We start from the raw sequence: 26909 nt of genomic DNA on the forward strand, positions 1-26909 counted from the left end.
TTGTGATAAAAGAAGCCACCATGAACAGGGTGGCTTTTTTATAAGCAGTATTGGTTGACTATCTAACCATACTTATTAATAAATGCAATAACATGCTTATTGCTAAGTAATTCAATCTTGTCGATAGTCAGTACGCAATAGCGGTAGTTTTTGTTTTTGAAGGTGATGTTCGACTTTTCTTCTGTTGGGTCTGAAAACTTCCATATTTCAAATCCGATGTTCTTCATAAGTTCCAATGCACTTGGGTTCTTGATGATCATGGAATACTTTTTAATCTTAGTGTTTCTTGCAAGAAGCTTCATATCGGAAATTAGATTCGCAATAGATTGTTCGCGCTTCTCAGAGTGACCGCTAACCACAATGTAATTTAAGTTATGGTTAGAATCTAAAGAGCAGGCTTGCTTAAGATTTAGATGCTTATTTTTGTATTGCTCGAATGCCTCTTCGTTGAAGAAAAAACCTAAGCTATGACTAACAATATCGCCATTAACATCGATCAATTTTCTGCCATGCGCCTTTTTTTCACTGAAATAGAGAAACAGGTCGATGGTATTAAGGGCTGAAGCATCCACCTTTGTATATTGCGAAATCAGCTTTATTCTATCTATTACGGCTTTATCATTCTGATCTGTCATCAATGGCATGATCTGACAGTTGCAACCTTCTTCTATCTCTCCTTTAGTGATAGATGATATTCGGCTTTGGAATGAAAAGAACCGTTCACTGAGGAAGTCTTCAAGTAGTTCAGTGTCTTCGTTATCTTCTGAATCAAAGGATTTCAATGTTTTATACAAGTCGAGACCAAGGCAGTCCAATAGCTTTAAGGCTTTGTAGTTACTTGGCTTTACTTTGCTATTCTCCCATCGATTTATCGTTACGACATCTACAGATCTGAATTCATCATCTAAGTGATTAATGTATGCCGCAAAACCCTTTTGCGTTAACTTCAATTTCTTGCGCGCTTCGCGAAGTAATTTCGAAAAATTCATCATGTTAGAATATTCATCTTTGATTAGTGATATTACGTTCCGATTCGTCAGATAGTCTATTTTATCAATCGTTAATATACAGTAGCTATAATGTTTATCTTTGAATGTGATATTACATTTTTTAACAGAAGGTTCTGAAAATTTAAACACTTCAAACCCTACGCCCTTCAAGAGCTTCATCATGTTGGGGTCTTTTACTAGAACAGAATATTTTTTAATATTTTTATTCTGAGAAAGTAACTGTATATCTGAAACTATATGCTCAATAACATGATCTTTTGTCTCTGAGTGTGAGCTTATATTAAAATAATTTATGCTTTTGCTTGAATTTAAAGAGCAGGCCATTCTGAGATCTAGCTCTTGAGTTTTTAATATCTCAAATTGATGGTCTTCAAAGAAAAAGCCTACGTTGTGACTCACAATGTCACCATCTGTATTGATGAGCTTGTGGCCATGGGCTTTTTTCTCACAGTAATAGAGATATAAATCAATTTGGTCCAGTGGCGAAATATCGACTTTTGTGAATTTAGAAAGTAGTTTGATTCTGTCGATAACGCTAGTGTCACACGGCTCGGACATTAAAGGCTGTGACTTAAAATTACGTTGGCCTTGTTTTTTATTAAGGCCTGCTAGAGCTGAAATTCGACTTTGAAATGAGCCATGGGATTCGTTAAAAAACGTTTCGATTAGTGTATCTTTTTGTTCGGACTTGAAGCTCTTTATTGTCTCAAACAAATCTCCACCAAGGTACTGTAAGATCTTGAGAGCTTTGTATGTACTAGGTTTTACCTTATTGTTTTCCCAACGATTTATCGTTACGACGTCAACCGCATTAAATTCATCGTCCAGCTGATTTAAGTAGGTTGCAAATTCTGTTTGTGTAAATTGAAGTTCCTTTCTGAAGTTACGTAACAACTGTGAAAACTCACTCATTAAAACATTAACCTTCTGATAATTAACTCAATGTCTCGATTCTAATTTAGACATCAGACTCTCTATTTAACATCCTCAGTAATTTGTTTTTTACGGATGTTAATTGTTTGGGTTGATTGATCTGTATGTTGCGCATGTCCCTAAAAAGGCGAAATGCCAAAATAGTGACGTCAAATCTATGGCATTTAGCCTGGAGACTTGTCAATCTACTGTGAAGTGCGCGTTAATGTTCAGATACAACCTTGCCTTTTTCTTATCTATTTTATTGATCCCATTCTCCGCCCAAGCTGACACTACAGGGCTAAAAATGGATCTGTCCGTAGATAGTGCATCTTATGACAATGGACAAGAGGTGGTTTACACGCTTGTTTTAACGAATGGGTCAGACAAAGCCATTAATGGCTTTGACGTTAAAGATGAGCTACTCAATATTCTGACGACAGATGACCAAGGCAAGAGTGTAAACGCGTTTACTCAGGCTACGATCCAAGCGCATTCTACGGTGCTTTCATCAGCGGGCACGTTTAATCGTTTTGGAAACCTAGAAGCAACTGACGTGCGTGTGGCCGCAGGTGGTTCGGTGACCTACACAATGTCTGCAACGGTTTCTGGTGAGGCTGCAGGAACGATTGATAACTTCGCGACGGCGAGTTCTGGGCTGTTGGATTCGGTGGACTCAAACACAGAGTCTATTCAACGAGGCCTATATGAACACGACATTACGGTGTCAGTTGATAAGACGCACTACCAACTGAATGATGAGCTGACCTATACCATCAAGGTATCTAATACCGGTGACACTGTTATTAAGGCGATTGACGTTCAAGATGCTATTGCTGATATCAAGACGCTGAATATTGAAGGAGCACTTGAACCGGCTTTTACTGCCAACGTGAATTCGGCTTCTGTTGAAGGGGACGAAAGTGACGCCGGGACATTTAGCTCATCGGGGAATTTAGTTGTTAGTGATGCGTCGATAGATATCGGCGGATCTATTACCTACACCATCGAAGCTACCGTTGCCGATAATTTAGTCGGCGATATTGTTAATGCTGATGTGACAGCTGAAACTCGTGATGCTTTGGTTTCTGCTGATGTGCTAACCACGCCGCCCACTGCGCCAAACGTCTCTCTTACCCATACCTTAAACCAATCAGACAGTTACTTGGTTGATGACAAGTTTTCTTACACGGTTAAGGTAACTAACCAAGAAAACTCCGGTATTGCTTATCACTATTCTGTTCAGCAGTTTTTGGAAGATCTCAAAACCGATTTAGGTAACGACATCGGGATCGACAAGAACGCTGATGACACAACTGGCAACCCGTATGAGTCTTGGACCAACCAAGTTATTACTCTTGGTCCAAACAGCCGCTCTGAGTTAGCGGATAGTGGCGTTGAATCTAATAAGTCGTTGGATGACGTCGTCTCAATTTATCCAGGTGAGCAAGTTCTTTACTCAGTGGAGGTTGATGTAAGCCCGGTTTCCATTGGTGCCATTCCTGAAGTTATCGCAAGGGTAGTCGATGCAGATGGCACAGCAGATTCTGGTGATGTGCTGACAAATCCTTTAGACACTAAAGAAGTCATCCACTCTTCATCGAGCCAAATTACTCGCAATAAAAAAACGACCGACACTACGTATGTGCCAGGGGTATCTGGTCAGAATGAAGTGGTTTACGACATTGTTGTTTCGAACAATGATTCTGAGTACTTCGCGAACGATATTGAAGTTGTTGATAAATTTGCTTGTATCGTGACAAAGCAAACGGATGGCAGCCTTGGTTCAGCATTCTCTGAATGGAAGTTAGAGGTGAGTGATCGTAGTGGTGACGGCACGAATTATGGTTCGTTTAACTATGGCGCGTGGACGACTGACGACATCAATTTAAAACTTGACCTCGCTCCGGAAGGTGTCGTTCATTACAAACTGACCGCAAGAGTAGCTGACACCAGCGTGGGGCAGATTGTTGATGATGGTACGGATGCGGGCTTGTGTTTGGGCGATAACCTAAGCGAGTCGGGCTCTGGTGTGCAAATGCCAAACTCGAAATTAAAAGTTCAAAAGGAAGTAGATTCTCGTTACTACTCAGCTGGTGGCACTCTAAATTATGACATCACGGTAGAGAACAATGGTGACGGCTACGCGATTGATGTGCCGGTTTATGATGATTTAGTCTCTATCATGACTCAGTCTATTAACGATACGCCGATTAAAGCGTATTTGAGCTGGGTGATTACTGCGAAATCTTACGCTTCTGATGGGTCGATCTCTACAAACAGTGATCCAGGTTTTACTGGTCAAATTGAAGGTAACCAAAGCAATCAACTTATCTTGGACGAGCAGGCTAAGTTAGCCCCACACGATAAGATTATCTATAGCATTGCAGCGGTCGTAAACCCAATTGCCGATGATGAGATTAGAAATGAAGTGACGGTAGACAGCGTGCTTTACTCCGATAGAGGTGCTTATCCACGTGATTATTACCTCACTCTGGACAAGCGTGTAGATGGGAATAATGAACAAAATGCATATACCGACACGACGACCGAAATCACCTATACGATTAAGGTGAGCAATCCGGAAGGGAATGGTTTTGCATCAAATATTAACGTTAAAGATGAAATCAGCACGATAGAGGCTGAGCTTCTTCATGAACAGGGTGAAACCAAACCGGTATTTTCATCTTGGACGATCAGCGCTCAAAAAGAGGCAGCCTCTCCTTGGGTGCTAGCCGTAACCGATCCTGGTGACTTTTCGGATAATAATGACCTTAACGCTACGGCACAAATCCCTCCCGGCGCTTCTATTACCTACACCATTGTTGGGCAGCTTGACCGAAGTGATGATACCGAAATTCTATGGGGATCGTTCAGCAATACAGCCAAAGTAACAGGCTTAGATGCCAACCTATCGGATACTGTTCGTACTCACCCAAGTGAGCCTAATCTTGTGGTTGATAAAACCGCTCAAAGCGCAGAGTTTGTGGGCGGTGAGCGAACGTCGTTTGATATCTACGTCTACAACCGAGGCGTTGGTTACGCTAATGATGCACAGGTAAAAGATAGTATTTCAGCGCTTAACTTTTTTGATAGCTGGACGATTGTCGGAACAACCAATACAGACAAACCGGGCTCGCGCTACGGTGATATCTCTGACAATGCTGATATTGATACTAACGTAGATATCACTCCTGGTGGCTGGGTGCACTATGAGGTAAGTGGTGTGGTTAGGTCTGATTATGAAGAAGACCAAGTATCAAACCGCGTTGATGTTTATGACCCGATAACAGACCGAGAACACAGCTCTTCGGCGCAAATAGATAACTCGAATAGTGCCTATGACATTAACGTTTCACTGGCCAAAACGACGGACGTAGTTCGTTATACACCGGGTGAAGATCTCACTTATACCATTGTTATTGGCAACAATAGTGATACCGAAGAAACCGATCTTATTTTTATGGATCGACTGAGCGATATCACCACAACACTGGCTAACGATAAAGATGGGGAAGCCGAAGATTTTCTCGTTCAAAATCCATTTGAGTATTGGTCGGTTGATACTGGTTCGGGCTTTGGCTCGCCAACGACTAAAGATGTCGAATTGCCGATTTCTATTCCTGCTAAAGACTTCGTGACCGTGCGTATCAAAGCGCGAGTCAAAGATAATGCGGTGTCCAGTGGTGTTGCTGATAGAGACGCTGGAATCATCCGCAACGAAGCAGTGTTGATCCACAGCAGTGATGTTGGATGTACCAATGACTGTGAGTATGCGAAACGTGCCGTGGCTGAAAACCACCAAGTTCACAACAACGGTGGGGTGGTTCGTTCAACCAATATTAATCGATACTCACCGGGCGACGAACTGACTTATACCATTAAGTACAACTCTCAAGATGGTCATGGCTACCGCAATAATGTTGACGTAAATGAACTGATTAATGGTATCTCGGTTGAGCTTCAAGACGGTACGTTTGGTAATCCGTTCTTCGATGATGCGGCGGGTACGAATAAGTTTACGGTCGTCGTTGCGAAGAGTGACCCTGCAAATGCGGGAACAACTGATGGCACAAACGACGGTGACGTTAAGAACGATACTGATATCGTGACTTCCATTGATATCGACGCAGGTGAAGACGTGACTTACACCGTTACGGGTATCGTTAGACCTGATGCGACCGGAGATATTCATTACCGAGATACCGTAGTGTTGTCCGATGATTACCACTTGGATTTCGATAAAACAACCGATGAAGTGGTTTATGAACCAGGTAAAACGGTGACTTATCATTTAGTGGTTGAGAACGACGGTAAAGGTAACGCACACGACATCCCAATCGTCGACAACTTAAAAGACATCACCGTTGATCTCGTTGATGGCTCGACCGGGCCTGCGTATTCAAGCTGGACAATTACATCCATCGCTTCAGGCACTGATTCTGATTACGTAGATGCTGGTACGGGCGCGGGTAATGTCTATACCTCAACGGACAGTAATCTCAACCTTCAAGCGGATATCCCGATGGGGGCGACACTTGAGTATCGAGTGGTTGCGACCATCAACGACAAAGCGAATGGCGGTATCGTGAATGTGTTGACTGTTGATGGCGATACGATTTCTCACAACATCCAACAAGAAGCGCGCAAAGTCGATTTTGAAAAGAACATCCTTGCTTACTACGATGCTGATGATAACCCAATGCCAGGGGCGACAAGTTATATGCCCGGGGGGTACGTTGAGTACGAAATCTTAATCGAAAATGTCTCTAGTGCCCACGTTGATGATATGAGTTTACGTGACGACATTGACCAAATTAACACACAGTACTTTGATGGTTCTCGTGGCCCGGCCTTTGATAGCTGGACAATAGAAACCTTCTCAGACGGTTCTGGAATCTCAAACCCTGATGTCGATAACTCGATTCGAGATAACCAGCCAATTGATACACATTTTGATATCTCGGCGGATAACTTTGGTCGCTCAGGGGCGCTAGCATTCGTCCGTTATGTTATTAAAGCCAAGATTAGCCCAAAAGCAGTAGGCTCGTTCACTAACAGAGCTTACATGGGCGAAGACAACGGAAATGAATTTATTGCCGTTTCTCCGCCTGCGTCAATGTCGGAACCCGAAATTGCATTCAGCAAACAAGTGTTCTCCGATTCTGGTCTATCGAACAAGAAGGAACATTACTCCCAAGCGCCTGGGGAAAGCGAGGTTTACTACCGCGTTCAGATTAAAAATACAGGTAACGGCACTGAATATGGCTCTCGTCTAGAGGATACCATTTCAGAGATTGAAACGCGTATCGCAGAAGATGTCTCATCAACAGGCAGTGACCCTGTCGGGCAGCCATTTTTGTCTGGCTGGGAAGTGGACCTAGAGAAAACTGCAGCTGCTGGCTCTATTACGGATGCGGTTGACTTTGTTTCCGGCAACAATGTCGATATTGATAACGACATTGTTATCGCGCCTCAAGAAAGCCTGACTTTTATCATTCATGGTGTCATCCGAGAGGATGCATTAGGTGAAATCCTCAATAGAGCGAGTTACGACGGTAGTGTTCGAAGCGCGAATCTATTACCGCTTGAAAACAAGATTAGTGTTTCTAAACGTGTGGTATCGGTGAATGGTAAACTGTTCTCTGATGGTGATACTTACCTGCCGGGAGACCAAGTCGAGTATGAATTTGTCGTGGCTAATCCAGAAAATGGTTGGGCTAACGATGTACACATCAAAGATGTGATGAGCAACGTTCAAGTCGAAGTTATTGGCGGGAACGTAGAATCGGCGTTTGTTTCGAGCGAAATATCTCATGAAGTAAGCAATGGTATTGATGTTAACGCTGATACTTATGTTCCGGACTACAACGCAAACCACAATCTAAATATCGAAACAGATATCGCCGCAGGTGAAGTGCTGACGTTTAAAGCAACCGGCGTGATACGTGATGACGCATTGGGCACGATCAGTGCCAACCGAGTAACGGCAGACGGTGAATCTGCTACATCTGAAAAGATCCCGCCACAAGCGGTTGAGCTCGATTACTTCAAAACCTTAGTTTATACCGATGGTGAATCTGTTGGTTGTACCGTGCCTTCGAGTGACGGAAAGGGGTGTAACTATGCGCCGCGTGGAGACGTCGAGTATCAAGTAACGCTTGCTAATACGGGTGACAGTATCGCCAATGATGTGAGTGTTATTGATGCCATTCATGCTATTAAAACGGAAGATGGTGATGATGCGTTCTCTGAGTGGTCTACGGCGATTGCGGAGGAACCAGCGGGTTCATATGACGTACAGGGTGATTACAACGGAAGTGTCCCGTTAGATGCGACGGTCGACCTTCGTCCTGGTGAGCGTATTGTGTTTGATGTGAAAGGCAAGGTCTCAACATCCGCAACAGGTACCATCACTAATACGGCACAGGTTAATAGCAATGACACTAACGACATCGTCTTGAACCCAGGTCGCTCCAACATTCTCGTTGATAAGTGGACCGATACACCAGAGTACGTGCCGGGCGGCACGATTAACTACTATATCGATATTACCAATGATGATGTAGACACTGGCTTGTTCTCAATCCGCGACATGATCAGTGGCTTTGAAGTCGAAACTGTCGATGGTTCGATGCAAACGGCACTCACGCAGTGGACGCTTGATTATGAGGTTCTTGCTAATTCTGCTCCTCTAGACCCAAATGCGAATGACTTCTCAGAGCTAGATAAATTAGTAGGGCAAAACAGCCCGGATATTAATCTGCCAGCCGAATCTCTCAAGATCTCAGGGCGCGATGACACAGGTACCGGTGGCGGTGATCAGCATACGCTTGTTCGTATTCATATCGAAGGCAAGGTTCGTGATGACGCAATAGGTCGTTTTACCAATACCGCTTATTTGCGACATGGTTTAGACGACTCAAAGATGATTCGCTTAAGAGAGGGGTACATCACTCCAAAATCGGGCAACTTGGTGCTAACCAAAGAGGCGACTCCGATAGCTGAACCTGATGCTAAGTACCAACCGGGTCAACCTATCTCATACAAGATCACCATCACGAATACAGGGGAAGGTTATCTTGTGGATCAGATCCTGACGGATCGTATCGATACCATCATGACAGAAGTGGCGAATAGCCCAGATCAAGAACAAGCACTGACTGGCAGCTGGATCATCAGTGATGAACAACTTGATGGAAGTGGCGACCCAGCACTGAACGCTCGTAAAGATGTGTCCAATAATGCTCAAGGCTACCGCGCGACTTATAGCATTCACCCTGGTGACAGCTACTCGTTTGTTGTGACTAACACCGTAAACGACAAAGCCAAAGGTGAGATCACCAATGTGGTTACAGTTGAAGGTGATGATGGTGAATACAGCGCAGATGCGACTTACATTCCAGAAGATGCGCAAGTTGAAATCACGAAAGAGGTTGATAAGGCGGAGTACCTTTCAGGAGAGACTCTGCAATATACAGTGACCGTGACAAACAACGGATTAGGCTGGGCAGAAGATGTTGCCATTGAGGATGCGCTGCAGTCTGTTGAAACCACAATTGCTGGTGGTGAGATGTCGCAAGCCTTTGAGCCTTCTTCAATCCAAATCTCGGCAGCCTCAACAACGGGTGAGACGCCAGTGCCAGCTCCAACGAGTGGCGAAGATCTTAACGAAACGTTAGATATTGCTCCTCAAGACAGCATTGTGTTCACTATACAAGTCACGACAAATGCACTTGCAACCGCTGATATCACTAATATGGCATCGGCGACTTTTGATGGCACAACCTTTGACGATACTGCGACGAGTACACCTGTGCTAGCAACGCTGTCTATCGAAAAAACAGTCGATACGCCTGCATATGAAGTGACAAAGTTAAGCCATTACGAGATCACTGTGACCAACAGCTCAGATGCTTTTGCTTCAGGTGTTCAATTGCAAGACATCATCAGCGATATTGAAGTCGACACGACGACTGAGACAAAAGAGCCTGCATTCCTTATGTGGAAAGTTAGCTTTGAAGCGAGTGATGACCGCACAGTGGTGAAACCAGATAGCTTTGAGTTGAGTGAAGACATCGACGCCAACATGGATATCGCGCCACAAAGCACCGTGACGTTCCATGTTGAAGCATTGATTCGTACAACAGCTGTTGGTGATATTAGTAATACAGCGACCATCACTTACAACGGTAGTCAGCAAGATTCTACGGTGGTAATTACACCGAAAGATTCTGAGTTTGTTGCAACGAAAACCAATGTGCAGACGGAATATGTTCCGGGTGGTGAATTAGAGTTCCTGATCACTATTCAGAATACCTCAAACAACAACATCAATGATCTCAGTGTTGTCGACGACATGAGTACGATTGAAGTGGAGTATTACGACGATACAACAGGCCCAGCTTTTGTTTCTGGCACAACTTCTATGGTGGTGGAATCAACCACAGTAGGGACGACCGCCGAACAAATTAGCCCAACAGAATACAGTGTTGATATCGCGCCACACGGCACGGTCGTTTTCCGCTCAAAAGGTACTGTGGTGGATACAGCGACGGGACGTATCGTCAACACCGCGCAAGTCGATAGTGGTGATGTGGTCAGCCCTCCAGTTCATACTGTCGCGGCCGTTGTTCAGGCAGAGCTCTTTACCGACGCACCTTATTACGTACCGGGCGAGCAGGTTGAGTATCACTTAGTGGTGCAAAATATTGGTCGTGGTATCGCGAAAGATGTGGCTCTCTATACCCAGTTTGCTGAATCAATGGGAGACCATATTGATGGCTCACACAGTAACTCGTTTGATGAAGGAACCCTAAGTGCGACATGGGAAGGAGCAGAGACGCAACCGGGTACCTTTGACGTTGATAGAGATTTGGCCACGGTCGTTGACATCGCACCGGGTGGAGAAATTGATTACACCTTCATCTTGACGGTTAACGAAGACATGCTGACCAACATCGATGTTTTTGGCTATTACCTTGATTTAACGGGTAGTTCAACGGCACGTACTCATTCGAAAAACACCAAGGAATCTGATGCATCTAAACAGATAACGGGTAATCAAGTATCGGCTTTGAACCTGCCTCCAGTCGGTGCTGATCTGGTTGTTGAAAAACGTTCTGATAAAACAGAATACACCGAAGATGACGACAGTGTTGTTTACCACTTAGCGGTCACCAATAACGGCTTGGGTAATGCTGCGAACGTTCGCCTAACGGATGAAATCAGTGAATTGAAGAACAGCGTTGGCAACGAAGTGTTTACCGACTGGACCATTGAAGGGGTAGAAGTTGATGAAACGGGTGCAGTGATTCAGCGTCATAGCTTCCCATCAAGTACAGACTTAGATACCACCGTTAACCTTAAGTCTCAAAAGCGTAACGCCTTCGCATTTGAAGTGGTGGGTACGCTAGGCAAAGGCTTGGATGATGACATCACCAACACCTTCACCGCGACGGAATCGGACGGTACCGAAACCAGCGACAGCGTCACTAATCACATTAAGAAAATTCCAGATAACTCTGGCGTACTTGAGCTAACGAAATCTGCGTTACAAGACACGGCGCAAGTCGGTGACGCGGTTGAATACGAGATCATCGTTGAAAACAACAATGAATCGTACTTCAAGAACGTGACTGTAGAGGACCGTTACCCAGGTGGTCTGAAATACATCGTGGATACTTCAGAAATCGTGTTGAGTGGTATTGATGGTGAGTTTGGAACACAAGATGACCAAGTGATCACTCAAGAGCCGTCAGACACCGGCAAGCTCATGTTCACCTCGTTGAATTTTGAACCGGGCGAGAAGCTGCGTATTCGTTACTTATTACGAGTATCGGTCGGTGCCACTTTTGGTGATTACATCAACACAGCGGTCGCTAAAGTGGATGGCTCGGCGGTATCCAATGAAGACACTGCTAAAGTGACGGTTGAACCTGACAAGGTATTCGATACTTCTTCGATCATCGGCAAGGTGTTTGAAGATCACAACAAAGATGGATTCCAAGCCGACGCTACAGCCTTTGATGTGGAGTTAACCGCGAACCTAGCAAAACAAGGCTATATCGCCGACTCAACACATATCATTCGGGATGGACAAGATATTGCTGTTAAAGATGGCGCAATAACCACAGCGCTTGAGCAAGGTTTGGAGCTGGGTGATCTTTGGGGTCACTCAGTAAATCGAACGCTGCCAGAAACCAGTAAAGTGGTGATTCAATTCAAGACTCGCACCCAGCAGAGCTTTGATTTCTATGTCACGACCGATGCGGGATCCCGTATCGAGTTTGATGCACAAGGTCAGATTCAGTTTAAGCATGAGTCCGATAAGAAGAAGGGACTGAGCGCGGAAAACCTCAACGTAACCAGAAACCTGTATCGCGATGGCGAGGATTACCTGTGGGAAATCGTTATCGAGAACAAAGGAATTTACGAAGATGGTATTCCGGGCGTTAAGTTGATGACGGTTGAGGGAATCGTTATTTACACAGACCAGTACGGTCGTTACCACGTGCCCGACCAATGGGTACTCAATAAGAAAGGTAAGAACTTCCTCGTGAAGTTGGACACTGATTCGCTCTCCACCTCCATGGAAGTGGTGAGCGAAAACCCGAAAGTGTTGCGAATTACCCCGAACAAGCTCACCAAGTTCAATTTTAGCGTGCATCGCAAAGCTCAAGAAAGTGAACAGCAGTAGGCCATTGGAACCGTATCTGGAAATTGTATGAAAGTATTTAGTAAGTCCCGTGTAGCCACCTGTGTGTTGGCGGCGATCCCTGTAATGGCAATGGCCAAAGACACGGGTAAGCTTGAAAAGCTTGGTTCTGAGACAACAGGCATTGAAGTTACTAAGCCGAACCAAGACCAAGACAGCTCGCGTATTTATCTGGAACAAGGCGCGATTTGGGCAAGCCGCGACATCACTCGCTTTGATCCGGTATTAGATGTCAGTGTCAGTGACGAGTTGGAAGTCGAACAAGGTACACTGCGCGATAGTGTAGGTTTCACCATCACTACCAACTATGGTTACTACATCAAAAAGTACCAGTTAGAGGTGTACCGTGTCGGCGATTTTGGTTTATCTGAGCCTATCGCTGTACTTGGTGGTGATAAATTGGCAAACGACTCTGACATCAATTGGGATGGTCAAACCGATGTCGACTACCAGTTTGAGGTCGGTGAGCAGCTGATGTTCCGTCTAAAAGCGTGGGACAAAGATGGCAACATGGACGTGACCACCGTTGGTGTAACGGATTTAGTGAAGCCTGACTCTGAAGTGGACATCGACCGTAACGATAACGACGATGAAGAGAGTAAAGATAAAAGCTACGGTCAAGCTAAGTTGATGCGTCATAACATCCCGACCAATGCGGGTTTAGCTAAGTTCATTGGTACCGGTTTGAAAGGCGTGGATAAGGTCATCATCGGTGAAGATGAATTTGACGTCGAAGATGGCAACTTATACGCAGAACAGTATCTACCGACAGACTCCTACATTTTTCCAACCAAGGTTGTGTTTGATAACGGTGATGAACGCCGCTACAAGCTTTACGTTCGTATCCCAGATACGTACTACGCACAAACGGGTTTGGCTGATCTTTATGTTGGTAAGAACAATGTGTCTGGCAATAACGATGCATTGAGTGTCGATGACCAGTATCAAGACGACATCTATAACCAAGGGCGTTTGGCGTACTTTGGTCAGGGTAAATTTGGCGACAAGCTTCGCGTGACCACTCACTTCGATACCCGAGAAAGTGAGATAAAAGACATGTTCAAACATCCGTTCGCATCAGACGATTCGGATGTGTTCGATATTCTCGAAGACGACGATGAGCTGTATTACGGCAACTATGGCGACAGTTCAAACATCGAAAAAGTGGTTAACACCAAGGGTAAGGTCTACCTCAATGTTGAATACGATAAATCGCAATACTTGTGGGGTAACTACAATACAGGGTTAACCGGCACTGAGAATAACGATTACAACCGTAGCCTTTATGGTTTCAAAGCCGATTACCGTACTCGCGATACCACGCAATATGGTGAAGACCGCTTGAACGTGGTCGGCTTTACGGCAGAAGCTGACTCCTTGTATGCACACGATGAGTTCTTAGGTACAGGCGGCTCTCTGTATTTCCTTCGCCATGGTGAAGCGGTACCGGGAAGTGACAAGGTTTACGTAAAAGTAAAAGATGAATCTGGTTTAGTACAAAACGAAATTCCACTTGAGCCGGGTGTCGACTATGACTTCGACCCGTACCAAGGCCGCATCATTCTTACCAAGCCACTTGATAACATCTTATCCGGTAGCTTTGGTAGTGTGATCGAAAATGGTGACGACTATGAAAACTATCTAGTTGTCGATTATGAGTATGTTCCTCAAGGTTCAGACTCGCTAGATGCGATGTCTTATGGTGGACGAGCAAAAGGTTGGGTTAACGATCATATCGGTGTAGGTGTCACTTACGCAACGCAAGAAAAAGATAACCAAGATTACGAGTCTTACGGCACCGATTTAACATTGCGTGCGACAGAGGGGACTTACATTAAGGCTGAGTTCGCGCGCAGTGAAGGTACGCAAACTGAATCGAACTTCGTCTCTACAGACGGTGGTTTAACCTTTACACCTATCGGCGATACCCTAGAAGATCGTGAGGGCGACAGCGTTCAAATTACCGCAGTGACGAGCCTCTATGACCTTGCACCAACTATCTTTGGTGCGGTAGGCAATGACTTCAAGCTTTGGTATCGAGACAAAGACGCAGGGTACAGCTACGCGAGCAGCAGCGATGACCTAGAGCAGGAAGCCTATGGCGCTGAACTTCGTTTACAAGCGACAGACCGCTTAGCTGTACTTTCTCGTTTTTCGACCAACGAAGAGCGTGATCTTGACGGTAATCTTGAAACTGATACAGAAACGATTGAGATCGAAACTCAAGTCAAAATCACTCAGCACATCAAGGTTTCAGCGGCCGGGCAACAAACCGAAGAGCTTAACCAAAACGATGAGCAAAGTGACGCGACCTTAGCGGGCGTGAGATTGGAGTACATGTGGGACAGCGATAACAGCGTCTACATCAAAGGCCAAACCACAGTCGCGCAGTCGGATGATTATGACGAAAACGATAGCGCATCGATTGGTGCGGAATTCCAAGTACTGGAAGACTTGTCTTTAGGTGGTGAATATACCGATGGTGATCGTGGGCAAGTTGCTGAAGCGACGGTGACTTACGATGTATCGGATGATCATTCCACTTACGTAACTTATGTGGATGACAACTATGAAGGCCAAAACAACGTGATTGTTGGTCAGCGAGCAGACCTCACCAGCAGTGTCGATTTCTACCAAGAGAACCAGTTCGTTGATGAAAATGATGGTCACGGTCGCATCGATTCGTATGGCTTTGGCTACGACGTGACGGAAGATGTTGAGATGGGGATTGGTTATCAGCTTGGTGAAATTGAAGATGACCAGAGCATTACCACAGAGCGTGAGTCCATCAGCTTCAATGCTTCAATTGACCTAGATGACATCACTTTAAGCCACAAATTTGAATATCGAGTGGATAAGAGTGAAGACGACCCAGAGCTCGCTCTGAGGGAGCTGCAACAAATCGTGACGACCAACCGCTACACGCACCACTTAACGGAAGAGTACACGCTGTTTGGTAAGTACAACTACTCAATCACAGAGAGTGAAACCACTGGCGAAACCATGGCGCAATTCACCGAAGCTACAGGTGGACTCGCGTATCGTCCGATCTATAACGACCGATTAAACCTACTTAGCCGTTACACCTACATTGCGGACTTCGATCAACTGGATCGTGATGTGGATTATCAAGATGAAACCAGCCAAATCATTGAAGTTGAAGCGATCTATTCGATTGACCAACACTGGGACGTCGGCACTAAATACGCGCATAAAGACAAAGAGCAAGCTTTTGAGCGTGCTTCTGGCGCGAATGAGATCGTTAAAAGCGACATCGATTTATACGGACTGAGCGCTTCTTACCGTGTGATGAAAGAGTGGGATGTAACGGGTGAATATCACTGGAAAACCGACACACTCAATGATGAATTAGAGCATGGCGCCTTAGTGTCTGTGAATAAGCACATTGGCGAGAACCTAAAAATGGGCATTGGTTATAACTTCTCTGCGTTTGATAGCGACTTAACCAACGATGATGATTATGACGCTTCAGGCGTGTTCATTAACTTAGTCGGTAAGATTTAAGCCATCCTAAATAGGGTGAAAGTAGAGAGTTAAAAGTTGAAAACGAAAAGTAAGTTTAGAACGACAAGTAAGATGAAAATAACAATTGGCCTAATCAGCGGCGTAATGAGCACTTTGCTTCTTGCTGGCTGTGCAACCGACACCTATGTGAGTCAGGAAAACAGAGACAAGTTTGCCGGCTTAGATGTGTCTAAGTTTTTGATTAGCAAATGTTTAGCGCCTGAACGTGAGGTGCATATTGCGATTGCTGAACATTTTGCATTTGATAAGTACAAACTGCGTGACCTCGATAAGATCAACCTAGATAGCTTTGTTGAAGAGGTTACAGGCTTAAAAGGGCGCATCACGATCGTTGGACACACCGATTACAAAGGTTCTCTGGAATATAATGAGCGCCTTTCCCAGCGACGCGCTAAGTCAGTGGCTGACTACCTTCAGACGCATTTGGAACCTAAGAATTACGATTGGGAAGTGAAACATCTTGGTGAGACCCAACCTCTGTTGTTGGGTAAAACTGATAAAGACCGAGCGGAGAACCGCCGTGCATTTATCGTGTTTGAAGAAGCGCAGAAATACGAAGAGATGCCTTTCTGTGAACCACCAAGGCCTGAGCGTAAGGTGTACATGGCAATGACGCCACACTTTGATTTCGATAAGTCAGTGCTAAAACTAGAAGACCTAACTCAGTTAGATGACTTTGCGGCTCAATTGAGTGATTTACAAGGTAGTATCATGGTGGCAGGACACACCGACCAAGCGGGTTCGGTTTCTTACAATGAAAAACTGGCAGAGCGCCGCGCAGAAACGGTTGTTGAATACCTCAAAACCAAACTCGACCCTAAGCTGTTCATCTGGGAAGTGAAGTCATTTGGTAAGTTGCAGCCTGCGATTAATGAACGCTCTGAAAAAGCCGATGCATTAAACCGCCGCGCATTCATTGTGTTCAAAGAATCTGATATTACCGCCGAACAGCAAGCTCTTGCTGGCAGTGAACAAGAGACGGTGAGCAGCGAGAGCGATTAGACATCAACAAAGAATAACGAATAGTTACCTCTATAATAAAACGTCAAAAAGCCCCATACGTTGGGGCTTTTTGTTGCTTGAGTTTCAAGATGAAACAATCAATGTATCTCTGGGTAACTGCCTTTTATATTAGCCAGTTGCGTTTGTACTCTTTCAAACTTGAGTTCTTCATCGAATGACATAAGAACTTCCCCTTCACTTTTTGTTTCTAATCGAATATCGAATAAGCGGTTGTTAGCATTGATAAGATCACGCCTGAGTTGTGGTGTTAAATGCTCCGATACGTGCAGATATGTCGAATCCCAAATTAGGAAGTAAAGCGTGTTGTGAGTAAAGCCAACAATCCCCGAGCTCTTTCTTGTTGTGCCATCAGATAAGGTGTTCACAAACGTGAATACGCCGTTGTTAATGTAGACATGTAAAGAACGTTCAGGGTTTGCGAGGTGACTTTCAAGCGTAAATTGATAGCCCATAAGCTTGAGCCAAGGACTGAGCAGGAGTAGGGCGGAAAGTATGAATGACACTTTCCACAGAGAAAGCCTACCAGAAGCCCAAGCTGCCCTTAAATTGAATGTCTTCGATCTTTTCATGTTCTAACCGTTTTTTCATATAAATAGTTTTTTTATCAGAGCTTAACTGCGCGACATTAATCTTTGAGAGGTGCTGTATTGAGTCAAGTTTAAGCACCTCACTGTCGTCTATGCGGTGGTTAAGAAATTCGTAATCTCTGTCTAAAGAGATCATGAATACTGTATCGTTGAGGACGGCATATATACCGTACCCTTTTCTGACCACTTCGTGTGGCAGGAACTGCACGGACGAGTACAGTCCATGATTAAACTGCAAATGGGTTTCAGCGTGCTGCTCAGTATGGCTGCCGTATATAGAGAACTCTCCCCCCGTCGCGTTGATATAAGGTAAGGCCAAAATGGCGAGAATGATGATGAGTGGTCTTTTGAAATTCATGGCAACCTCAGTTGTAAATCGAGTAATAAAGCGCAAAAGCATATATCCAGATACATGCCGTTAATATCAGGTCCTCCCAGCGAAGTCGTTGGTATTCATCATCAAAGTTGACAACGCTTGGCTGGATACGCGGTCTCTTCACCCTCGCGCTCAAAGTGCGTGACATTACAGGTTCTGGATCTAACATTTTCGGTCGTCTAGGAACCGTACTCGGTTTGATGTTGGGTAGTTCACCTTCTTCGACTAATTGAATCGCAGTCGGTATCAGCAACTTATATCCATGCGATGGCACCACGCGAATCTCTGAATCAGGAATCAGAGATTTAACCTTCTTCCTGAGATGCATGATGCACACATTAAGTGAATTTGGGCCAACTACACGATCTGGCCAACCGGCCTGTTTCAATTGCTGGCGAGTACATGGCTTATAACTGTTTTCATAAAGAACACTGAGAATATTAAACTCAATAGTACTGAGAGACACTGAATTCAAAAGAATCAGTGGCTTGCTCTCATAGAGCTCGAGTGCGTCTTGTTTTGAGTTCATGTGCAACAACATAGCTTATTCACAACGTGTGTTTGGAAGTAACACAACATCACCGGCATAGATCAGGTCGATGTCTTTGAGGTCAGCAAATTTGCGATTCAGTTGTTCAAGTTTCTCGAAACTGATCTGGTGATTGTGAGCAATTTTAATCAGCCAATCGTCTTGTTTCACAACGTAGCGAATCGGGTGACAGGTTTGAGGTTCCACTTTAGGTTCATACGTTGTCACTTTTGACGTTGAAGTCACACTGAGATCGTTGTACACAATCGGTTCAGGCTCTGAGTTATTTTGTGTCAAGAAGTGATAGCGCATGCCCAAGGTTAGAACTTGCAGATCTTTCTCAGGATCATCGCTAAAAATGAATTTATAGCCAAATTTCATGGTGAGTTGATCGTTGAACTCATACTCCACGCCAAGTTGACTGATGGGAGACCATGTATCGCTTTCCCATAGTGAACCTACACCAGCATAAAGATTGTAGTGGCGAGATAGTGGGATAGTGCCGAGTAACGAAATATCCGTGCTGTTGAATCTTTGTTCCTCAACTTCTGAATAAGGGAGGTCCGGTTCTTTCATGGTTTTGATGTGCCCGTAATAGCCAGTACTGGCCTCGACTGACCATGTTTTTGTTAGGTCGTAACCTAAAAGAATTTGACCACCAAATGCAGTATCAGGCACTTCAGAGTTAGTTTTCCCTGCGTTGGTCACATCAGCGCCAATATAAAATGGTGATGCATCAGCTAAACATAAGCTCGGCAGTACCAATGCGCCCGCAATAAAGCTTTTGGCTATTAGCGTATGATTAAACAATATTTTCATTAGTACAGTTCCTCAAACATGACGGTGAAATTTCCTGAATAAGTAGCGGTTTCCACGTCTGTCGAAGGAATATTTTGGTAGTTAACATTGAGATCGAAATTGATCACTGAGCTTGGTGATTGAATCACATAGCTGGTCTGGTTATTGTCGAGCTGATTGACGCCATTCTTAACCCAGTCTTTATCTTTACAATTCGCTTCATTGCACTGAATAGAGTAGGGGATGGATGTATTGCCTGACGCCGAGGTAAGTTCAAACTCATTGGTCAATAATGTCATCGACAAGCCAGTACTGAACTGGCCAATTGCCGTGATATTGAATGTGGTTTGAGCTGAGACGGTATGGTTAGTTGTGTCATAAACAGGGCTCAGTACACCATCACCGCTAACGTCAATACTCTCTAAGCTATTCGGTGTGTAATCGATATTCACAGTAAAAACGTCGGGCAGAATACGGTAGGTCAACGCTCCGCCTGAAGAGCGATAGTAGTATTTTATGTCAGCTGGAATTGTTGCCGTATACACACCTTTTGCCTGACCTTGAAGTGAGTTCAATAGAGACGTCGTATCTATGTTGAACGTCGGGCGATAAAAATAAAACGGTGTGACTGATTGCGAATACTCGAGTGAAAAATTGGCACTGCAGTTTTGGGTATCGCTGTCACCGAGCGTCACAATATTCCCCGATAATTGAGACTGGCTACATGTAGGCGTTACAAATTTATTATCACCGCGTGTGTATGGGTTGGATGCTGTGTTGTATTGCAATCCATTAACCGCAATCGCTGCTTGGACACTTTGGCCTGAATTGCTGGTTAATGTCATGATGTCTGGCTTGTCTGTAACAAATGCACTAGGCAAAAACTGACTCGTTGTAGTGAGGCCATTTGCGATAGACCAATCACTCAGGGTGTATTGGTTCCCACCGAGAGTGATGGCGTTTTCAAAACGTACTTGTTGCCCCTCAATATTGATATTGAGAGTGGCAGCGTAATTAGGCATAGTCGCGAACAGTAGCGACAATAAAACGAGTCGTTTCATTACTTACTCTCACTCAGGGTGACATCTTGACGGTAACTTTCATCGTGATTGACGACCGTTACTTTTAAGTTCGAGGGATCAATGTTTTTCGGTAAAGGGTAGCTACGCTCACGGCCAGCGAGAGACATGATCGTGACTTCACAGTCATCTGTGACTTCATCTGTGCATTGATCGAAGTGAGCCCGTACAAAGCTGTTGCCCGTGTTGTTGATGTGTAGCTCACCGTTGTCCAAAGACATCGAGTAATCAATATCTTGAGTTTGTGCCGGGATAACAAACAAAGGACGGTAGCCAAAGTTAATGGTTACTGCTGAGTTAAGCTTGCCTTCAGGATCGTATGGAGAGGGCTCGAAGCTCACTAGGTAGTACTGGTCTTCGGTGAAATCGCATTTGTTGCCGCACAGAGAGCGCACGCCAATTTGCTTTTGGCGATGCGGCTCTAGAATGGTTTTGTTGTGAGTCAGCGTTACACGCCAATCTTCAAAGTTATCTTCAGCGTAAGGCACACGAGTGATCTCTCCGTCTTCAACCACCAATTGCGTAATGTTGGATTGAATGAATTCGGTGATCTTATTGCTGTTCGTTAGAGTGAAGACGCCGTTTCCGTACTCGTCTCCAATTAGTAACATGGTATCGACGTTCATCGCATTAACAGAGGTTGTAAGTGCAGCAGTAAGTAAAATAGGAAGCTTTTTCATAATCAGTTACCTTCAGGTCGGTTAAGTACAAAGTTGTGCTCTCGTAGCGATTCCGAATTGGCGTAGCGAGCAACATTTTCTATGTGTTGACGTTGTTGATGACTGAGTTGAAGATCCTTATTTACAGTCAGGTAAACAAAAGAAGTACGACCTAGACGAGTGGTAATAAACTCCATCCCGCTGTCAGTCAGTGCATGCAATTGTTCGTTCAGTGTGTTGATGTCATCGAATTCACCGATGTACATCACGTTAATTTCTTTGTTGTTACTCACCAACATCATTGATTCCATTGGATTCAAGTTTGGTTGGCAGAAGTTGGTGCCAAAGTTCAGCTGTTTCGCATCATCGACAGACGGCAAGTAACATTGTTGGCCGTTACTGGTTAGTGCGAACTGTTGACCTTCTTGTACATCGACTTTGTGAATGCCAGACGTAATGCTTGATACGTTCAAACATGCCGGGCCTTCACATTCAATGTTGTGTACATTGTTGCCGAAAATGTCCTTGAATTTACTAACAAAGCTGATCACACGGCTCACGTTTGAGTTCAATTCAATGACCGACCCGGGGTGTGTGTAGCCTGTTACTGACTGTTGGCCAGTGTTGTGTAAAGCGACGCTTTCTACATCAAGCTCTATCGTTGCAGCTTGGTAGTCGTCTAGGGTAATGACTGCTCGGTCGTTGTAGATGTACTGTTTGTTCATCACCTGGTCATCGGCACGTACAACCACTAAGCCTTTTGTCTTTTTCTCGTCGGTATCAAAACGGATATTGTTTTGGGTATCGACTACCACATAAGCATCGCTTTGCGCGGTAGTGAAATTCACGCTCTCACCACCAATAATTTGGGTGCTACGCAATGTAGCGTTTAACGCTTTTTCGCCGTTGTTCGAAGCGTAGACAAAGCCGTCAGCTTGGTAATGCTCATCTCGTTTGGCGGCATACGCCGTTACATTAGTTACCGCTGCGTTAGGCGAGTTAACGTAGTAACTGTTGCTAGCAGTAAGCCGTAAATCCGTGTCTTGGTCTTTGACCAAATCTTGTGTCTCTAAGCTGTTGGTGTATTGGCTAAAGCCATTCTCTGTGATCGTGACTCCCGTATTGCCAGTCAGCTTCGATGAAAGAGGCACCGACCAATTTAGAGAGATGGAGAGCTCACCATCGTCCCAATTTGATGTCAGTTGCTCATTATTAATAGTCACATTTAGATCGAGCGTTGAATCGACGATAAACGGCGTACTCAAGCCCGAAGAGATCGACCAATTGCTGAATTGACTGTTCGATAGCGTGTTTTGTTCGATGTAATTGACCGAGCTATACCCACGAATCATGTCACCAATGGAGTAGCTGGTACTCATGCCGAGCTGTTCTTTATCGCTAACACCGTACAGATGTTGTGCGAACTGGTTTTGCTTTGGGTTATTCAGGCGCTCATAGGTAAACCCCAAAGTGCCTAGGTTCCAGTAGCCAGATAGATACCAAGCCTCACTGTCGATATTCGAAAGGAATACTTCGTAGCGGCTGTCGAAAGGTAGATAGCCTTTAAGCCCCAATTGTCCCATCGCATGATCATTAGTTAAGGTACTGCTTACGGCAACAGTTTGTGCGTCAGACCATTTGTAAGCTAAAGCGCCTTGAAGGAATGCCACGCCTTCAAATTCATTGGTTGTCGATAAACCTGACAGCTGGCTTTCATCACTCTGATACGTATCGTTATCTTGGAACTGGCCGACAGTCACAGAGTAATCAAACTCGCCTGTATTCAGAGTATCTGTGTTGGCGTTGTAAATTCGTACTGATTCCGAAGATACTACTTGGTTACCAACAGATATCTCTACGATAACGTCATAGACACCATCGGGAAGTTGCGAGTAACTGATGCTTCCCTGACCTTCTTGAACAGACTGTTGCAAGATAATTTGATCATCACGGAAGATCTTGAGTACGCCTTGTGTTTGCGCGTAGAAGTACAGTGATTGGTCTTCGTTTTTAGCGGTACGGCTTAGGTTCTTGCTCGAAGACAAATTCACGTTTACGTCATGATATTGCGTGCTGTTGAGCAAGAAAGAGGTGCTGTTTAGCGCCAAGCGATCTTGGTGGTAGCCTGCTGTTAAACGCAGGTTTTGGTACTCTAAGTTGTAGTAACCGTAATTTAGTTCAGACGCATCTTCTTGGTTGCTCAGATAGGTATCGACATGAACTGAGCCATAAGGCAGCCCCAAGATGAATTGATCACTTAAATTCACATTCAAGTTATTAGTAAAATCGCTTGATGTGTACAAACTTGCGTTGTTAATCAAGCCTGGGTTTGCGTTGTAAGTCGACGCGTAATGCTTCTTGAGTGCTTTCGGTTTGCTCTTTTCAAGCAGCTCTTTGTTAACGTATAGGTAGAGCTTGTTTGAGTGGTAATCATAAAAAGTGTCGTACGTTTTAGGAGTAAGGCTACATAAGTTCAGGTCACCCTGGCAGTCAACAGTATTCGACTGACCGCGAGAAAACCCAGCAACTATTTGCTTTGCTGAGCGCTCATTTAGGCCTGATGACATCAGTTCCTTTGCTACTGCGGTTGCATCATCAGGATTACTGAATTGCACTGAATCGTAAGTTACAGACATAGGAATCGTCATGTAACGACCATCAATGTTTTTTAACTCGACATCTCGTTCTTGTTGCGAATAAAAATCTTCAAATCCAGCTGGGATTGAAGTGTTTCCATTAGCAAAAACCAGATGTGACAAGGTCAACGAACCTAAGATCGTTGTTGTAATAAACGTGCTATTTTTCATAACGAAAGCTCCGCTAAAACAGATAACTGGCCTTGGCACAGGTTTGAGCCTGTCGGTAAAGCCCCAAAGGATAAGATGACGTCGTATTCGCCACTCTTTAGGTCGTCTGATGTGGTGTTAAAATCCATCAGAACAGGGGTTGATGACGTTAAGGGTTGTTCAGCGACAGTGACATCAACAAGATCTGCAGGCGTTGTTAGTGCCTGTTTATGAATATCGAAACACTGAGCTGTATTGCCTGTCATGAACAACTGAAATCGAGTCGACTGATCAGAACTTGGAATATCGGTCTCGACCAATAACTGTGTTGTAGCATCGCGAAAAGTGTCGGTTTTTGGATCGACCTTTAGCGATAAAGAAGAAGGGGAAAACGCGACCTCTGTGATCTGATAAGAGAAAAAGTGTTTCTTATCGATATCACTCGTTAACTGGAACGTATGAGTTTCGGCATTGGCATAAAGGCTCATAGCGCCCGAAGTCAACAGAGCGAGAAGTGGGCGAGTTAAGTAATTCACAGTTTTCCCCAAACGACTTAAAGTGAACCGTCGTAGCTAGCCGCCATTTGAACGATAACTTGTGCAGTACCTTCTACTGGGATGTCTTGGATGTCAGTTGTGTTTGCTACTGTTAACTCAACGTATGAACCTTGGTAGCTATTTGGTGCTGCAGCCGTTAGCTCTGTTCCACCATTAAAAACACTTACTTGAGCGTCTTGAGTAAGTTGACCACCAACCAATACTTGTGATGTTACGTAAGTCCAGTTGGCAAGTGGTTGTCTATCGCCTGTTGTTGAATTTGCTGAGTCAAAATCGCGTGCTTCTAGAACAACTTCTGAAGAAGTGAACGTACCTTCAGAGGTCACGTACAACTCACCTGTTTGAATATCGCCACCACCTAAACCCGTGATGATAAGGTTTGAACTTGGAACTGAGTTACCAATTGCACCAGTCCAAATTGCATCTGCTGTTGCAACGTCATCTGCCGCGTATACCGAAACAGAAGTCATTGCGAATGCTGTTGCGCCCATCACGAAAAAGTTATTAAGTTTCATGTTTCTCACCTATTGTTTAGAAATGTATGTATAAAAATAAAAGGTGCATTGGAATCGATATTTCCTGCACACTTTCGAGGTGATTGATTTGACTTCAACGGCGTATGAATTGGAAATAAAAGCAACTTAATAGTGCTTTATACGCAGTTAATAACGTTTAATTTTTAGATTTACTACAGTTAAGTGGCTGATAATTCGTGTTTTATGTTTTTTTAGTCTACTTTTAGTAGGTAGTGCGAATACAGGGAAAAGAATGTTTAAAAAACTTTCTATAGACACAGTAAGAAGAACCATCACTTTGATAAACAGCGACTCGGGACAAGAAAATCAGCCCTTAGAACTGAATCGAAGTGAATATAATTTGCTGTTGGCTTTTTGTGAGTCACACGGAGAAGTGATTGATAAACAGGTTCTGATTGAGAAAGGTTGGCCAGGAAGAGTCGTCGGGGAGAATTCTTTGGCCGTTGCCATTATGAAGTTACGAAAAAAGCTAGACAGTTTGGAGCTAGGGTTTGAAGTGAACAACTTGCCCGGAGAAGGGTATGTATTCATCAATCCGTTGAACATCGAGATTGTTCATGATGAGCCTGCCGCCAATAGTGACAATGTCGTGGAGGTTAACGAGTTAGATCTTGAAAAAGAATTAACTCAAGCGCCGACTTTACAAACTGATGAAGACCATACAGATACGTCTATTAACTCTATCCAAGAAGAACAGCCTGCAACATCTAACGTATTTCGTCGTTGGAGTAAGAAGCCTGTGGTATGGGAGATCACCATCGCATTGTTTATTGGATTGATCACTTTCTATTTTGTCTATCGTGAAGCTTTCGAATGCTTTGAATGTTTTGGGGGAGGTGTTGGTGGTTAGCCTTAAATCCCTCACTCTACGAGTTGGACTCTTTATTGCGGTGTTGTTTTTGGTGCCGTGGTTTTTGTCTTTAGGTACATACTTTTCTGGTTACGCCCATTTTGAAGACGACGAGCACGATATTATCCTGAATGCTAAGTCAGGCTTTTACAAAACCATTCACAGTTATGAAGGGCAAGTGTATCGAGTCCATCGTGGCATCTATGCTTCCTTGGGAGACTCTCTCTATTTTTTTTCATTAGATGGAGATTATGAAGAGGGCCTAACCCCTGAATTTGCAGCCAAGGTCGTGGCAAGTGACCTAGAGAATTATTTCCGAGGTTTGACTCATGTGTACGTCTCTGAGAAGAACGGAAATATGGTAGGCCTTTTACAAAAAGACGACATAAAGAAAACGTTTGACCAAGTGGTGATCCAAGGGCGGATAAAAGTATGGGATTAACGAGAAAAACAAAGATTCTGTCCATTATTTGCTTACTTGTATTGCCGCTGTTGGTGCCATGGGTGAATGCTATGTTTAGTGACTTCGAAATCAACAGTCACTTTGATGATCGTGAGGTCACTTTGATAGGCTCGCATGGGCGCTTCAAAGCCCAGGCTGCTTATCATGATGGCACGCATGCTGTGGGTACGGGGTACTATGGCACCTTCTTTGATACGATTTATCTTTTGACTGTTCGTACTGATAAAGTCGTTGAAGGTGACCCTAATAACTTAAATGCATTCCTACGTTCACACCAAACTTTGATGGTTTACAAAATTAAGAAAAACGACGATGGGCACTACATATTAAGAAGACTTGAAGAAGACCCTCGACTGGGCATGCATGAAAGTCAGGTAGAAGCCGTAGGCTTTTTTGGCCCACTGTCCTCAATACCGACACCTGAAGCGAATCAAGCACTATAAAATGTACTTGAAGGGTGCATAACCAGACGTAAGTTAAA

General features: G+C 44.3%; 16 protein-coding genes. 6 read left to right on the forward strand and 10 right to left on the reverse strand.

Features of this window, described 5'->3' with window-relative positions; genetic code table 11:
• Window positions 1-62: 62 nt before the first annotated feature.
• Window positions 63-1922, reverse strand: coding sequence for a helix-turn-helix domain-containing protein (locus tag OH460_RS14940; RefSeq protein ID WP_269998262.1), 1860 nt, complete (start codon window positions 1920-1922; stop codon window positions 63-65).
• A gap of 307 nt (window positions 1923-2229) precedes the next feature.
• Between OH460_RS14940 and OH460_RS14945 the strand changes: the two genes are divergently transcribed.
• The 3 genes from OH460_RS14945 (at window position 2230) to OH460_RS14955 (ending at window position 17187) form a co-directional block, all read left to right on the forward strand.
• Entirely contained in the window at window positions 2230-12621 is a 10392-nt protein-coding gene (locus OH460_RS14945) for a hypothetical protein (RefSeq protein WP_269998422.1), read from the forward strand.
• A 27-nt stretch (window positions 12622-12648) separates the two neighbouring features.
• Window positions 12649-16164: a hypothetical protein gene (locus tag OH460_RS14950; RefSeq protein ID WP_269998263.1), complete on the forward strand. Its 3516-nt coding sequence runs from the start codon at window positions 12649-12651 to the stop codon at window positions 16162-16164.
• A gap of 72 nt (window positions 16165-16236) precedes the next feature.
• A complete protein-coding gene (locus OH460_RS14955) occupies window positions 16237-17187 on the forward strand; it encodes an OmpA family protein (protein WP_269998265.1) in 951 nt (316 codons plus the stop codon).
• A 98-nt stretch (window positions 17188-17285) separates the two neighbouring features.
• Here the strand turns inward: OH460_RS14955 and OH460_RS14960 are convergent, their stop codons facing one another.
• The 9 genes from OH460_RS14960 to OH460_RS15000 form a co-directional block, all read right to left on the reverse strand.
• Window positions 17286-17660 carry a hypothetical protein gene (locus tag OH460_RS14960; protein WP_269998267.1) on the reverse strand — a complete coding sequence of 125 codons (375 nt, stop codon included), beginning with the start codon at window positions 17658-17660 and terminating at the stop codon, window positions 17286-17288.
• A gap of 67 nt (window positions 17661-17727) precedes the next feature.
• Window positions 17728-18153, reverse strand: coding sequence for a hypothetical protein (locus OH460_RS14965; RefSeq protein WP_269998269.1), 426 nt, complete (start codon window positions 18151-18153; stop codon window positions 17728-17730).
• A 7-nt stretch (window positions 18154-18160) separates the two neighbouring features.
• Complete coding sequence (locus OH460_RS14970) at window positions 18161-18700, reverse strand: winged helix-turn-helix domain-containing protein (protein ID WP_269998271.1); 540 nt, start codon at window positions 18698-18700, stop codon at window positions 18161-18163.
• Window positions 18701-18715: 15 nt separating this feature from the next.
• Window positions 18716-19519 carry an outer membrane beta-barrel protein gene (locus tag OH460_RS14975; RefSeq protein WP_269998273.1) on the reverse strand — a complete coding sequence of 268 codons (804 nt, stop codon included), beginning with the start codon at window positions 19517-19519 and terminating at the stop codon, window positions 18716-18718.
• Complete coding sequence (locus OH460_RS14980) at window positions 19519-20559, reverse strand: hypothetical protein (RefSeq protein WP_269998274.1); 1041 nt, start codon at window positions 20557-20559, stop codon at window positions 19519-19521. Before OH460_RS14980 ends, OH460_RS14975 begins: the two co-directional genes overlap by 1 nt.
• Window positions 20559-21257: a hypothetical protein gene (locus tag OH460_RS14985; protein ID WP_269998276.1), complete on the reverse strand. Its 699-nt coding sequence runs from the start codon at window positions 21255-21257 to the stop codon at window positions 20559-20561. The genes OH460_RS14980 and OH460_RS14985 overlap by 1 nt, the downstream gene beginning before the upstream one ends.
• 2 nt (window positions 21258-21259) lie before the next feature.
• Window positions 21260-24043, reverse strand: coding sequence for a CS1-pili formation C-terminal domain-containing protein (locus OH460_RS14990; RefSeq protein WP_269998278.1), 2784 nt, complete (start codon window positions 24041-24043; stop codon window positions 21260-21262).
• The gene (locus OH460_RS14995) at window positions 24040-24558 is read right to left on the reverse strand and encodes a hypothetical protein (RefSeq protein ID WP_269998280.1); all 519 of its coding nucleotides are present in this window, start codon (window positions 24556-24558) and stop codon (window positions 24040-24042) included. The genes OH460_RS14990 and OH460_RS14995 overlap by 4 nt, the downstream gene beginning before the upstream one ends.
• A gap of 17 nt (window positions 24559-24575) precedes the next feature.
• Entirely contained in the window at window positions 24576-25094 is a 519-nt protein-coding gene (locus tag OH460_RS15000) for a hypothetical protein (RefSeq protein ID WP_269998282.1), read from the reverse strand.
• 253 nt (window positions 25095-25347) lie between these two features.
• Between OH460_RS15000 and OH460_RS15005 the strand changes: the two genes are divergently transcribed.
• The 3 genes from OH460_RS15005 to OH460_RS15015 all read left to right on the forward strand — a co-directional run bounded on the left by OH460_RS15005 (window position 25348) and on the right by OH460_RS15015 (window position 26871).
• Window positions 25348-25965, forward strand: coding sequence for a winged helix-turn-helix domain-containing protein (locus OH460_RS15005; RefSeq protein WP_269998283.1), 618 nt, complete (start codon window positions 25348-25350; stop codon window positions 25963-25965).
• A 64-nt stretch (window positions 25966-26029) separates the two neighbouring features.
• On the forward strand, window positions 26030-26407 hold the full coding sequence (locus OH460_RS15010; RefSeq protein ID WP_269998285.1) for a hypothetical protein: 378 nt from the start codon (window positions 26030-26032) through the stop codon (window positions 26405-26407).
• The gene (locus tag OH460_RS15015) at window positions 26398-26871 is read left to right on the forward strand and encodes a hypothetical protein (RefSeq protein WP_269998287.1); all 474 of its coding nucleotides are present in this window, start codon (window positions 26398-26400) and stop codon (window positions 26869-26871) included. The genes OH460_RS15010 and OH460_RS15015 overlap by 10 nt, the downstream gene beginning before the upstream one ends.
• The last annotated feature ends 38 nt before the right edge of the window (window positions 26872-26909 follow it).

This window comes from Vibrio sp. Makdt (assembly GCF_027587015.1).
Classification (GTDB): domain Bacteria; phylum Pseudomonadota; class Gammaproteobacteria; order Enterobacterales; family Vibrionaceae; genus Vibrio; species Vibrio chagasii_B.